Raw genomic sequence first — 13511 nt, 5'->3', positions numbered from 1 at the left:
ATGGCTTACATTGAAGCAAAATAACCTGTGAGTTCGTCAAGTGCACTGCCGTTCTTGTTAGGGACGTCCTTGATGATTTTTCCCTTCTCCAAGAGCAGAATTCGTGTGGCAACATCTGTGATGTAAGTAAGGTTGTGACTGGAGACTATCACAGTAGTAGCCAGACGTTCGTTAATCTGCTTAATAAGTTTTGCAACAACAATTTGTGAGGATGGATCGAGATAATTGAAAGGCTCATCGAGAATGAGTACCGTCGGATTAATTATCATAGCGGCAATGATGCCAATCTTCTGCTGGTTTCCTTCCGAGAAATGACGTATCTGCTTACCTGTTCCAAGGATTTCGTCATGCATCATCTGATGATATTCTTCCAATCGTTTGTTAAGTTCTTTTTGTTTTATGTTATACAGTTTGGCAACAAAATGAAAAAACTCCTCTGGTGTGTAAAATGGTATGAGGAAACGTTTGTCAATATAGGAACCTGTGTAGGTCTTCCACTGGCTATCTTCGTTTACAGCATTACCGTTACTACGCACTTCACCTGAATCCGCTTTGATAAGATCAAGCATCAGACGGAGTATCGTTGTCTTTCCGGCACCGTTGTTGCCTACTAATCCAATAATTTCTCCTGAAGTGATAGTTTGTTGGGGTATATCAAGTACGGTTCTATCTCCGTAAACCTTTGTAAGATTCTTGATTATCAGTTCCATAAATCAATTTCTATATTGTTCAAAATATTTGTATCTATTTGACTCATATTTTTGGGCAAACCATTTCATGATGAATGGATGCAATAGGACTCCGATTATGCCGGATAGCGCTGAGGCTATGTTTGCTATAGATATAGGCAAGAAATAATATATAAGGAGTAGTACAATAATAGGAAGGAAAACCACAGCCTCTAGTAGAAAGGATCTTCGATATGGTGTAATACTGAATGAGTTCGAGAACATTTCACATCTTTTCGCAAGAAAACTCGTAAAGAATATGACATGATTAATTACCCCTGAAGTGAACAAGAGCGTCGCCCCAAAAAAACATATCGGCAATTCTATCTCATTTCGAAAAATACGGTAAAGAACATAACATAAGATTGTCATAAAGGCAGCATCTATTACATAGCCATTGTATTTAACCTGCATGACTCTCCTGATTCCTATGGGACGTGTCCATAATCCGTCCATATAGTTCCCTTCAAAGGCAAACATGAATATACCATAGATGATAGGCAGTCCGATGATTGATAATATGACAATTAGTTCCAAGGAAAATGTGTTTGAAATATATGGGTTATTTAATACAAGGAAAAGTCCGAACAGACAGTTGAAAATGATATAGAAGGGGAATAGACGGTATCTCGTCGCCCTCATCATACTAACATACTCTATGGCGAGCCCTGAGAAATGAGTGACGTATTCTTTCTTGGTATTTCTCGAATAATCCGTATAAACATGAATAGTGCAACTGTATTTATACAAGCCATATATCATCAACATACATAAAAGGATAAAACCGATTATATGTAGTACCCATGGAAATGATAACGGATTAATCACATAACATGTCACTAAGGGAACCCAGAAGAAGCCAACGACTATAACCGGTGCTTTGTATTCCCAGTCCTGAGATAGACGGTATATCGTTATCGCGTATCCATTCAACCAGCATATTGAGAAAAATAGGAGTAATGACAGTACGGATTTCACGAAAGACATCGACATAAAAGCAACCGGAATAAAAAAGAATAAGAGATACGAATTCCCGGAGTCTAAAAGGCAATTCAATAACACGAACCTATTCCACGATGCGGTGCTAATTGGTCGTGTTTTCATACTGTCACTCATAACGAGTTTTTCTCTCTTCACGAAGTACTTAAGAAGAAAATCTGGTATCAATATTGATAGGGCGACATATGGAACTACATAATCAAACCTTTTGGTTCTGGACAGTTCATCCGCCATATCGCCAAAGGTGAAATAAAGGATGGGAAAGAGTAACAATATGGAAATTGCCACAACGAGAGTTTTATGCCATACTTTCTCTCTTATGATATAATCCATCCATACTTTAGTAATATAAAACGTTACATTTGTCATTAGCAAAAATAATAAGACAATATCTACTGTTATTCCTCCCAGCTTGGTAGAAAACGCACAATTTGTGCAAGACTTCTTCCTGTGCGCTGCAAAGTTACGAAGATTTTCCTAATACTCGCTACTTTTCTAAGATATTTATTGCTTCTTAGTATCCTTACATCAGTATCTGATACCTGATGCTCGACGATAGCGCTAGATGATTTTAATATCAATATAAAAATGCATCAAAGACTGTACATCAATTCGCCATCTCTCATTTTAACTACTCTGTCAGCGAAACTCGCAACAGATTGCTCGTGCGTAACGATTAGCATGGTTATTCCCTCTCTGTTTATCTTTTTCATTAGTTGCATTATATCTTGTGTCATTTTACTATCAAGTGCTCCTGTAGGCTCATCTGCCAATATTACGTCTGGATGTGTGATTAAAGCCCTTGCAATTGCGACTCGTTGCCGCTGTCCGCCTGATAGCTCGGTTGGAAAATGCGATGACCATTCAGATAATCCAACCATATCCAAATACTCGTAAGCCATGTCGAAACGTTTCTTTCTAGGTATCCCTTTATATAATAAGGGCAGAGCAACATTTTCAAGGGTGGTCTTGTAAGAAATAAGATTAAAGGACTGAAATACAAATCCGATTTTCTGATTTCTTATAATAGCTGCTTGTTGATCTTCAAGATGGTGCATAGGAAGCCCATCCAATTCGTAAGTTCCACTATCGAATGTGTCCAGAAGACCTATGATATTCAGCAATGTACTTTTACCAGAGCCCGATGCCCCCATTAAAGCGACCATCTCACCTTTTTCTATTGAAAGATTCACCCCCTTCAATACATGCAAAACGCTTCCGTTTTTATAACTCTTATTTAAATTTTTGATATCAATAATCATTATCCCCAAAACTCATTCCAGTATGAACTATACATATTTTTGCCTATCATCAGATCAGCATGACTACCCGAAGCCACGACTTTCCCTTCTTCTATTAAACTAATACGATCTGCATAATGCTTTAGAATATGCAACCGATGCGAAACAAAAATGATTATTTTATCTTTCTTGATCGTTTGCAATAGTTCAAGTGTAAATTTCTCCATTTCCCTGTCCATTGCAGATGTCGGTTCATCCAAAATCATTACGTCCGGATTACTCAAAAAGAGTCTGATTAGTGCTATCATCTGCTTCTGTCCGCCTGAAAGGTTTACCCCTTCTTCCCCTACAATAGTCATATACCCTTGGGGTAACATGCCAATATACTGGTCAAATCCCCAACTTGATATTTTATGGGCAACCTCTTCCATATTGTCTTGTTGCACGTCTATGCCAAGCAAAATGTTGTCTAAGACTGTACCATTAAAAATAAAAACTTCTTGTGGCATCACGCCGACATGCTTTCGCCAATCCTTCAGTGCTATTGTAGAGATATTGTAGTTACCATTTATATAGATACTCCCTGATTCGGGCGAATATGTTCTTTCCAGAATATGGCATAAAGTTGTTTTTCCGCATCCGCTCTCGCCTATGATAAAACTCATTTCACCACAATTGAAATCCATCGAAACTTTTCTCAGGAGTTGTTTCCTACCAGGAAACCTGAAATCTATGTCGTGTACGGAAATAGTATCAATCGAATCTGGGGAAATCTCACCTTCAAGAGATTCTGAAGGAGTGTTGACAAATTCAAACATACGATTGAAAGCTACTTTTGCTTCATTCAAAGGAATGGCGACAAGTGCCAAGGCGACCAATCCAGGAACAATTGTGCTGACTAATGATATAACAGCCATCAATTCTCCAAGTTTCATCACATTGGAAAAAATCAAATGGCATCCTAAGGCAATCATGGATACAAGAGCGATAACGCTAATAATTCCTGCGATGATAGTCAGTTTAACATTCAATTTCCCTAATGCAAATTGATTGTCTTGGAATCGACCGTATATCGCTTTATTTATATCTGCAAATCTGTCTTGCCTGTTAAGGCTACGGATAGTTTCGACTCCTTGTATGGTGTTAATGAAGTTACTTTCGCTTTGTGCGTAACTCACCATTACATTTCTTTGGGAATCAATGATTGGTTTGTTATAACGATAGACAAACCAAAAGAAAAAAGGTGTACTTATAGTAAGAATGAGACCTATCTGCCAATTGTAGAAGAACAGAAATATTAATGTTACCAATGCAGAAAGCATATTGATGATAACATCACCTGCAATATTTGTAATAACGTTTTGAATACGCTGCGTGTCATTTAGTCGGGCAACCATTTCCCCTGTCTTGCGTGTATCAAAGAATGCTCTTGGCAGCGAGAGCAAACGGTTATAAAAGTATCCAATGATGCGATTGTTGAAATCCCTACTCTGTCGATAAAGAAGAAAGCTCCTAATTCCCGAAAGTCCAATTCGTGCAGCAAGCAACAAGAACAAGAGAACAATGCCCATCCATAGTTTTGTGTATTCCTTGTTAGGAATAAGTTCATCTATCATTTTTTGGGAGAACACGGCAGTTGTCATTCCTAACAGAGCTATGATGATACCCAAGGCGATGCTTACTCCAAGGATACCATAATCTTCCTTGATAAGACTCAAAAGCCAAACTTTTTTTCTTTCGCCAATATCTTTTTTCTTCTCGATTCGACTGGTTGGCTCTGCTGTGAGACAATAATGAGATGCCCAGATCTTTGACAACTCATCAGGCGAATATAGGGTTATACCTTTCGAAGGGTCGAATGTTACGAAAGCTGTACCATCATATCCATAACATACAATGAAATGTTCTAAGTTATTATCTATAAGACAATGCAAAATAACAGGCTTTGCATACTCAATGAGGCCTTCTATAGTAGATTCACAACCTTTGGCTTGGAAACCGATTTCGTTGGCCGCTTGATATAGGCCTAATAAAGTCGTTCCGGTGCGGCTTGTACCACTTACCCTTCTAATGCTCTCTATGGTGTTGTCTCCCCCATAATAACGTAGTAAAGACAACAGGCAACAAACGCCGCAGTCTGTTTCATCCACCTGCTTCACACTAGTCCTTTCAATATTCTTCTTGTCAATCATCTTCCTGTTGTAATTCTTTTAATATGCTTGTTGCACTTATAACACCTGTGGACCATCGTATAAGCTGACCCTTGCCATCAAATATAAAATATGTCGGCGGTGATTTTATTTGCAGTTCGCCAGATAGATTCATCTTATAATCGGTATATATCTCGCTATGTTTAAATGTATCAATAGGACGTTTCTTAAGAAATTGTTCGAGTTCTTCAATTTCTTCTATAGAAACGAAAATCAGCCTGTATTTATCGAACTCTTGCCGTTTCATAAGCATATCGGTAATAACAGATTCGCAAATCTCACATTCTGTATTAAAATATAACAGGAAGGTTGGAAGTTTATCTTGCGATTTTTCCAATCTTGCGATTTTTCCACTAAGGTCCATAACCTCAGCGGTTGGAAAACTAAAACTCGTGACGGACTTATTGTTGCTTTTTGTTGACAAAAATATAATACCAACTATCAACAGTAAGAATAATGTAACAATGGAAATAATAATGATTCGTTTCATCATTTAGTAACATATAAAGTAACAAATACTATCATCAAAAGATAAAGCAAAAAGCCAAGACCATAGGTCGATAAGACAAAACTGAACGATTCTGAATATTTTTTATTAATAACAGCACTGATTAATAATGCCAGCATAAACCAGTATGCCAATTCGAAGATATTGAATGCCCCCAATACCATCAGCAACCATGGTTCCACTAATTTAGCATTCACTAAACCTGCCAAGGATGTTTTAATCAAAATATCTTGCGCATCGTTCAAACCAAAATGAAGAATTAAAAGGATTGTCATCAAGGAATATAATACTAGCAGCAAATCAACTTTTAAAGCAACATTGAATGCCTTATTGAAAGTCAATTCCTCATACCCAGTATACATGACTCCACCAAGATAAAGACAGCCCGCTGTATATGAAATTCGTATAAGCACAATCGTTATAGACATCAAGTAGGCTACCCAACTGAATTTCGCGTTTTGTTTTATAATTTCAAACCTTAACGTTTCAGGTAAATCCATTTGTTCCATCCGTAGCGGCATAATATATTCTTGTTGTATAAAAGCTATTATCAAGACAATGATGAATATGAATAATAGGAAATGGAGTTTGTTTATAGAAAGATATTTGATTGTAGACTTCATTGGATGAAAGAGTATAAAGAACTTAATAAATTAAGGTTCTAATATTTTAGAAATACAAATATAAAAACAATGCTACTAATTACATTTATGATTATAAAACCAAAAGAGTCTGTTTTATATAGTAATTTAGTAAAATAGTATGTCAAGGACGCCTCTTTATATATCTCATTTAGGGAAATTTATAAACAGAAAGTCCTTGACATACCTACAGTTTAACACAAAACACTTGCAACACCCAATGCAATTTCACTTGGGCCAAAGATAAGAACAGCAGCAACAGCTGGTGCGCCTACGGCAGATAATGCCAGACCTCCAGCAATAGAAGCAATTGTCATACCAAGACCTGCAGCACTAATAGCTTTGCAATTCTTTCCGCCTTCTACAGAAGACATCACTTCAAAATCTAATGTTTTCATTTTTGTTAAAGTTTTTAATTACTCCTACTCTGTTAAGGTTTTTCGGAATCCACCTGTTATTAAAAAGTATAGCGCTATTTATTTTTGGATGCGGTAACTGGTTTTATCTCATCTTTCGGGCTTAATCCTGAAAGAATTTCCGTATACATTCCATCACTGATGCCAGTTTTTAGTTGCCTTTTTTGGTATTTCCCCGCTTTGTCTTTCACTTCAACGTAAACAGAATCGTAGTTAAACTGAAAGAAACGTTCCTCTAGAGCCAAAACGTGCTTTCTCGATCTTAATAGCGTTGTCGCATTTATAGTACATCCTGCCTTGATAAAATCTTTGTACTTATCCGGCACGTTCATCGAGGCTTTTACCTCAAAACGAGTGATTCCATTCTCAACAACGCCCACAGGTGCAATCGATAATATCCTACCACTAAAATGGACTACACTATCGGCCACAGCCTTATAATCTATTTGCATACCCGTGCGTAGTTTGACGGCATCAGACTCTATCACATTAGCCATAAAAATCAAAGCAGACAACTCGGCTACCTTTGCAACTGTCGATCCCTCACTAAAAGAACCTCTTGCCATGATTGATCCGCCCTCCTTAACTGGCAGACTAAGCACGGTACCTTGGTTTGTCGCCCTGATAACGTTAGAAATACCGGCAGACTGATATCGTCCTTTCAGCATGTTCATTTCAGCCAACACCGACTGAAATTCAGCCCTCAAAATCATCAAATCCGTCTTTGCCGTTTCATATTCCTCATCGCTAATCAACTTGCTTTCATACAATTGTTTAGTCCTGTTAAACTTGCTTTGAGTGTCATCCATCTTCATTTTCGCAACCTCCAGACGTCTTGTCAAATCCTGATATTCTTCCGGGTTCTTTACCATTCTAACCTTGGCGATTGCATCACCATATTTCACATAATCTCCAACTTCAACGTATAATTCCTCCATAACACCTGAAATGGTAGACTTTATGTCAAACTCCTTGACTGGTTGTGCTATCCCAGAAAGAGGGAGTCGTTCTTCAATGTCTCGATATTCAGGTTTTATTACATGATTATAGTCAACAGTTTTTGTTGAAGAAACATAGATAACAAAACACACAACAGATATGAATGCTATCACAACTAATACTCTTATAATTTTCATAACCAGTTAATTTTCTTCTCTCAGCGCATCAATGGCGTTTAGTTTTGAAGCATATACAGCAGGACGCAACCCTATTATTGTTCCAGAAATCACCAAGATTATGATTGCAGCAATGCCTGTTGGCAAATCAACAGTAGGTTTCTCTATAAGGGAATTGTCATCTATAAATACTTTTCCTATCAGAACTAAAACGCCTTCTCCCATTATCATTCCAATGAGGCCGGAAACAGTCGTCAAAGAAATGGCTTCCAACAAAAACATCTGTTTGATAGAGGATACACTTGCTCCAATAGCCTTTCGAATACCAATCTCTCGAGTACGCTCTCGTGCAGTTGTGTACATAATGTTTCCTGCTCCAATAATGCCACTCAATAAGGTGCTGAAGCCCATAAACCATAGGAATTTTTGAATGGATGCAAACAATTGATTGAAGGCATCCATCTGCTCCTCCATACTATTGAAATACAAGGCATCTTCATCGTCTGGCGCGAACTCGTGTTTGCGGGCGAGAAAACATTTAACTCTATCGTTCGACTTTCTGACATCAGCACCATTGTAAAATGAATAAAGCATTGTGGTAAAGTCCCTTGCGGAAGGATTTACCTGTACGTATGCACTATATGGAACGTAGATCAGTTGTTCCTCATAGGGATTTTGCAAAGTGTTATTTACAATCCCCACAACTTTGTAGTTCTCTAGTTCAATCCTTAGATACTTACCCAATGGTTGTTCTCCCTTGAAAAGGACGTCTGCTACATTTTTACCAATAACCACCACTCGCTTATTGTTCTCCGAATCGATACTATTAAGAGTGCGTCCCATTTCAACATTAAGATTTTTTATCGCGAAATATTCGTCATTGACGCCCTTAACTTGATATTGTCCAACTTTTGTTCCCGAAAAGATATTGGCGATACCACCAACTTCGGGCGAGAGGAATTCAATTTCATCTACTGAATTACGTAGCATATCTATATCCTCCATTTTGAAAGTTATAGGTTTATCTGTACCTGTGTTTTTATAATTTTTTGATGTCTTCCCTGCATAGACATAGGTTGTATTTTTTGCAAATCCGTTGAATACATTCATAACACCTTTTTGAAACCCAGTACCTATGCCAACCAAAACAACAAGAATAAAAATACCCCAAGCAATTCCGATACACGTCAAGATAGTCCTTGACGGCTTTCTCATCATGTCTTCGTATATTTCAATCCAAAAATCGCTGTTCATTTCCTAAATTTTCTAATCTTCATTTTTGTGAGTTCTATTACTATGTTGATTATGTAATCGGGTTCCATAAAAATGAATGTTTTTTTTGCACAGTTCAATTATGAAGATTCTAATTATATTAAGGTTACGTCTTTTAATGACACTTTCGCGCTTGCACAACAGAGATTATCAAGTCTTATCACAATATACGAGTTCCCGCTTGGTTCTTGATATACATTTCCTTCTAACCCCCTAAGGTTGCCGCGTATGACCCGAACCTTATCACCTGTTTTCAAATTAAGAGGTTCTATGTTGACTGTTGACTTTTCATCTCCCAGCATAAATCTCAGGCGTTCTATTTGTTCGCTCGGGACAACTGCTATGGGCTGACGATTATAAGCATTAGTATTACCAGCTCTATCCACCATGAACCTTTTTATATTTGGTAAGGCTAAAACTTCCATACGTTGTTTTTCTGTTATATGAATAAAAATTATGCCTGGAAGTAGAATGCGACTATGTTCGATTTTACGTCCGTCTTTCCAGAAACTAATTTCCTTTTGGGTTGGCAGAAATACCTCATAGCCAAGACTTTGGAGTTTGTTGCTTGATGACATTTCTGTGTTATTCCTAACAATTGCAATATACCAATTACGTATCATTTTATAATATGCCTTCGGCGTGGCTTGCACATCTTGCGAGCCTCTACCAGTTTTATTTGTCCATTTGAAACTAACATCAAATGTTTATTATCATTACTGTCCCGTTAAAGTGGACTAATCGGTCTTTGAGATAATTGAATTACAGTCTTCTACGAGTAATTTTGAAAGTCGACGGTTTTTGAATTCCACTGCCCATCACTTACGGGCAGAACTCACCTGGCCAACCTGTTCGATAAGACAAGATTCAACGAGATCAAAGAACTCGATTGTTCCCTAATCCTGGGGCATTTTTTTAGTCGCCCAATTTTTAGTTGGGCATTATTTTGAATATTTGATTTGTCTGTAATCTTCTAGAGATCTATATATCCGTAAAAACGATAATTTCCTCTTATTATTTGTATTTCATATTCACCTGTAAGATAGCTAGGTAGGTTTATGGTTGATGAATTATCAGGTATTATCATGTCAATAATCATATCGCCATCCTCGTTAAATATAAGTAGCGTGCAACCATCACATGATGTGATAAAATGAAGAGTATGATCATCAATACCAATAGAAGGAACACGAACGGGACTTCTCTTTATAGGCCCTTTTCCCTTTGTTGGGTCAATAATACTGGCTTGAAGAGCAATTTCTTCACCGAAACACTCACTGGTAATTTGAGCAATTACACCAGAAAAGGATGATGCCAAAACTAAAATAAGACTAAAAAGTAATTTTTTCATTATTATAATCATTTTTATGGTGCAAAGGTAAATAAAGCGGATTGTTGCTCCAAAGATTCTTCGCAATAATTATTCGTTATAATTCGTCAAACAAAGGTTTTTGCTTTTGGAATTTATTGTATTACAGGCTATTACAAAAATAGTTCGTCAAAATTCATCATGTACATTCAATCGTGTGAATCAAGCTGTTTTTGAGCGAGTGGGCCTGTTTTTTACCAAACAACTTTTCGTTTGCACGCGACTTCGCATTTGAAACTGTAGAAGGGGCAGAGTCTGTCATAATAGCAATAATCTTCTCGGGAATTCCAAGAATAAGTAGGAGACAGATACGCGACTCTAGTTGAGACAATGGTTTATTTCCACTAAAGAATTGAAAAGTATGTGGCATATATTTTGCAAATCGCGACATCAATAGTCTCCATTCTGCTTCGTTAGGAATTAATCTCTCTGTCTGCCCATTTGCTTTACGCACGAACAGTCTGGCCATATCACAATTTAGGAAACTATTGAGGTCATCCTTTTGATGATGATCTGCATTATTCTTATATTGATTGTTTTCTGCTTGAAGCTGTTCTATTTGTTTAGTTAACTCAGCTTCTTGTTTTTCTTTCTCGGCAATAATACTGATATAGTCTTTGGCCTTCAGTTTTCTTAGTTCTTCCTGAACCAGCGTTCTTTGGTCTTTTGCATTTTTGAGTGCATTTTCCAATTCTGCAATTTTGATTAGTTTTTCTTTTTTGTTCTTTCGATATAACCAGCATACACCGATAATAGCAAAGAATAAGAAAATTGTTACAAGAATGATGCGGTTAAGAAATGCCATCGTTTTTTGAGCATTATCCTTTTCTTGTTCGGCAATCTTCTGATTACGGCTATAATTGTAAAGCGCAGACATCTGCTGTATAGCATCTATTTCCATGTGATTATGCAAAGAATCCAAAGCCTTTTCGTTTAGAATGGAATAATGCAAAACCGAATCAATATTATTTCTTTTCTGATAAACTGCCAAAAGCCCTTTGTAAGCATCTGAAGCATAACCGTATTTCATGGCCTTCCGGAAATAGTATTCGGCAGAATCTGCATTGTTGGTTGCTAAATGATAGAACCCCTTTGTGATATAATAATGTTCGTGCCCATTGGCAATATTGCCATTTTTATCAAAATAGCCTGACTCCTTCTCATATATTTCTATGGTTTTACGAGCCTTCTCAATCTGTCCACCTTCAATATATATATATATGGATGTTACCAATGCATCAGTAGCTTCTTGTGTTTCACCTAATTGTTTTAGGACCTTGTAGGTATCATCGATAATTTGCAAAACAGTATCTTTTTTACCCAACGTGTAGTAAGGGCTAATCATATGGCGTCTTTCTTTCAAATATTCTTTTTCGCCATCAATGCGGCGTGTATAATTTAGGTAGTGCTGAAGCGCCCAAATCTCATCGTGTGGAAGGTTCTGCTGATGGAACAGAATAGACATTTGACCATATACAGGTATTAACACCTGATAGTCGCAATCTACGCTGGTGGTGTCGGCACTTTCTATAGCATCATAGTAGGCTTGGAGGGCTTGTGGTGCTTCGCCCATATCGGCATACACTCTGCCCTGCAAGTAATAGGCCAGCATCCGCTCATTGGCGGTGCCGTGATCTTTAAAGTAATCAACTACCTGGTTAATAATCGTATCTGTTGTAAACGTAACAAACAATTTGTTCTCGGTCTTGAGCTTAATAAGTTCGTAGTACATTCTATCGCCCTTGCTCCAATCGGCCTTTTGTGGCTCTAACTTATTTAACAGCGTAAGCGCCGAATCTGGTTGATTATTCGCCATCTGGCTGATGGCGTCTAATTGTGCAGTCATTTTTCGTCCATTGCAGGCTAAGAACGTAATAAGAATGAAAAAGATGTTTATATAAGTAATTTTCTTCATGTTTAGTTTTGATAAATTATTCACCGCTTACGGGCGATGACGTAGATGATAACGGGGGCGCCGATGAGGGGGGTGACGGCGTTTAGGGGGATGACACCACTCTCGCCTGGCAGATAGCAGATAAGATTACATACCAAGGCTACTACCGAACCGCATAGTAGGGTGGCGGGTAGCAGTTGTCGGTGGTTGTCGGTGGTGAGCAATAGGCGGGCTATGTGGGGGACAGCCAGTCCGATAAAGGCTACAGGACCGCAGAAGGCAGTGGTGATAGCGGTTAGCAGACCGGTTACTATCAGCAACCAGTTGCGAACACGCAGAATGTTTACGCCTAAGTTCTCGGCATATCTGTCGCCCAGCATCAAGGCATTCAGCGGTTTTATCAGTAGTAAAGCGCCTAAAAGGCCTGCCAGCGTTACAATCGCAAACACAGGCATGTTGGCCATCGACACGCCACCAAACGAGCCCATACCCCATACCATATACGATTTTACGCCCTCGTCGGTTGCAAAAAAGTTAAGCAGCGATATGGCCGAGTTGCTGATGTAGCCAATCATGATACCTATGATTAATAGCATCACACTATTTCGAACCAAGGTTGAGAAGAAAAAGATGATGGTCATTACCGTCATGGCACCCACAAAGGCGGCCAGCAGGATGGCGGCAAAACCTGTGATGCTGACCGAACCAACGGATAGTCCGCCACCTAAAAACAGCATCACCAATGCCACACCTAGTCCGGCACCGCTGTTTACACCAAACACACTAGGACCAGCCAGCGGGTTGCGGAAAGCCGTTTGTAGCATCAGTCCGCTTACAGCCAATGCAGCACCACAAAGGGTGGCTGTGATGGCTTGTGGCAGTCGCGACTCCAGAATGATGAACTGCCACGAGGCTTTGGCGGTTTCATCGCCCAAAAGTATGCTTACTACATCGCCTGCAGGAATCGATACCGATCCCAACAGCAGATTGAGCGTAAAGAGTACCATGACCACTAATCCCAATCCTAAGCAATAAACAGAACCTTTGTTCATACAGTGGGCAAAAATACAAAATAATTATGAATTATGAATTATGAATTATCAATTTTCTGTGCCATT

General features: G+C 38.4%; 13 protein-coding genes. All 13 read right to left on the bottom strand.

What is annotated here, in order from left to right; genetic code table 11:
• Positions 1 to 5 precede the first annotated feature (5 nt).
• The 13 genes from BLU97_RS02400 to BLU97_RS02340 all read right to left on the bottom strand — a co-directional run bounded on the left by BLU97_RS02400 (position 6) and on the right by BLU97_RS02340 (position 13445).
• Positions 6 to 710 carry an ABC transporter ATP-binding protein gene (locus BLU97_RS02400; protein ID WP_074760082.1) on the bottom strand — a complete coding sequence of 235 codons (705 nt, stop codon included), beginning with the start codon at positions 708 to 710 and terminating at the stop codon, positions 6 to 8.
• A gap of 3 nt (positions 711 to 713) precedes the next feature.
• Positions 714 to 2060 (bottom strand): DUF5687 family protein, encoded by a 1347-nt coding sequence (locus BLU97_RS16405; RefSeq protein ID WP_410543894.1) that lies wholly within the window; start codon positions 2058 to 2060, stop codon positions 714 to 716.
• A gap of 260 nt (positions 2061 to 2320) precedes the next feature.
• Positions 2321 to 2989, bottom strand: a complete 669-nt coding sequence (locus tag BLU97_RS02390) for an ABC transporter ATP-binding protein (RefSeq protein ID WP_074760080.1) — start codon at positions 2987 to 2989, stop codon at positions 2321 to 2323.
• Entirely contained in the window at positions 2989 to 5160 is a 2172-nt protein-coding gene (locus BLU97_RS02385) for a peptidase domain-containing ABC transporter (protein ID WP_074760079.1), read from the bottom strand. The genes BLU97_RS02390 and BLU97_RS02385 overlap by 1 nt, the downstream gene beginning before the upstream one ends.
• The gene (locus BLU97_RS02380) at positions 5153 to 5671 is read right to left on the bottom strand and encodes a TlpA family protein disulfide reductase (protein ID WP_074760078.1); all 519 of its coding nucleotides are present in this window, start codon (positions 5669 to 5671) and stop codon (positions 5153 to 5155) included. The genes BLU97_RS02385 and BLU97_RS02380 overlap by 8 nt, the downstream gene beginning before the upstream one ends.
• Entirely contained in the window at positions 5668 to 6195 is a 528-nt protein-coding gene (locus BLU97_RS02375) for a hypothetical protein (RefSeq protein WP_139208712.1), read from the bottom strand. The genes BLU97_RS02380 and BLU97_RS02375 overlap by 4 nt, the downstream gene beginning before the upstream one ends.
• A gap of 326 nt (positions 6196 to 6521) precedes the next feature.
• Complete coding sequence (locus tag BLU97_RS02370; RefSeq protein ID WP_139208710.1) at positions 6522 to 6725, bottom strand: hypothetical protein; 204 nt, start codon at positions 6723 to 6725, stop codon at positions 6522 to 6524.
• Positions 6726 to 6799: 74 nt separating this feature from the next.
• Entirely contained in the window at positions 6800 to 7879 is a 1080-nt protein-coding gene (locus tag BLU97_RS02365; RefSeq protein WP_074760075.1) for an efflux RND transporter periplasmic adaptor subunit, read from the bottom strand.
• Positions 7880 to 7885: 6 nt separating this feature from the next.
• Positions 7886 to 9112: an ABC transporter permease gene (locus tag BLU97_RS02360; protein WP_074760074.1), complete on the bottom strand. Its 1227-nt coding sequence runs from the start codon at positions 9110 to 9112 to the stop codon at positions 7886 to 7888.
• Between the two features lie 113 nt (positions 9113 to 9225).
• Positions 9226 to 9753: a UpxY family transcription antiterminator gene (locus tag BLU97_RS02355; RefSeq protein WP_074760073.1), complete on the bottom strand. Its 528-nt coding sequence runs from the start codon at positions 9751 to 9753 to the stop codon at positions 9226 to 9228.
• Positions 9754 to 10103: 350 nt separating this feature from the next.
• Entirely contained in the window at positions 10104 to 10481 is a 378-nt protein-coding gene (locus tag BLU97_RS02350) for a hypothetical protein (RefSeq protein ID WP_139208708.1), read from the bottom strand.
• Positions 10482 to 10638: 157 nt separating this feature from the next.
• On the bottom strand, positions 10639 to 12345 hold the full coding sequence (locus BLU97_RS02345) for a hypothetical protein (protein WP_139208706.1): 1707 nt from the start codon (positions 12343 to 12345) through the stop codon (positions 10639 to 10641).
• A gap of 89 nt (positions 12346 to 12434) precedes the next feature.
• Complete coding sequence (locus BLU97_RS02340) at positions 12435 to 13445, bottom strand: iron ABC transporter permease (RefSeq protein WP_074760070.1); 1011 nt, start codon at positions 13443 to 13445, stop codon at positions 12435 to 12437.
• Positions 13446 to 13511 lie beyond the last annotated feature (66 nt).

Source organism: Xylanibacter ruminicola (genome assembly GCF_900107775.1).
Classification (GTDB): Bacteria; Bacteroidota; Bacteroidia; order Bacteroidales; family Bacteroidaceae; genus Prevotella; species Prevotella ruminicola_C.
Note: the sequence above shows the minus strand (reverse complement) of the source record. Positions and strands in the feature narration are given on the sequence as shown.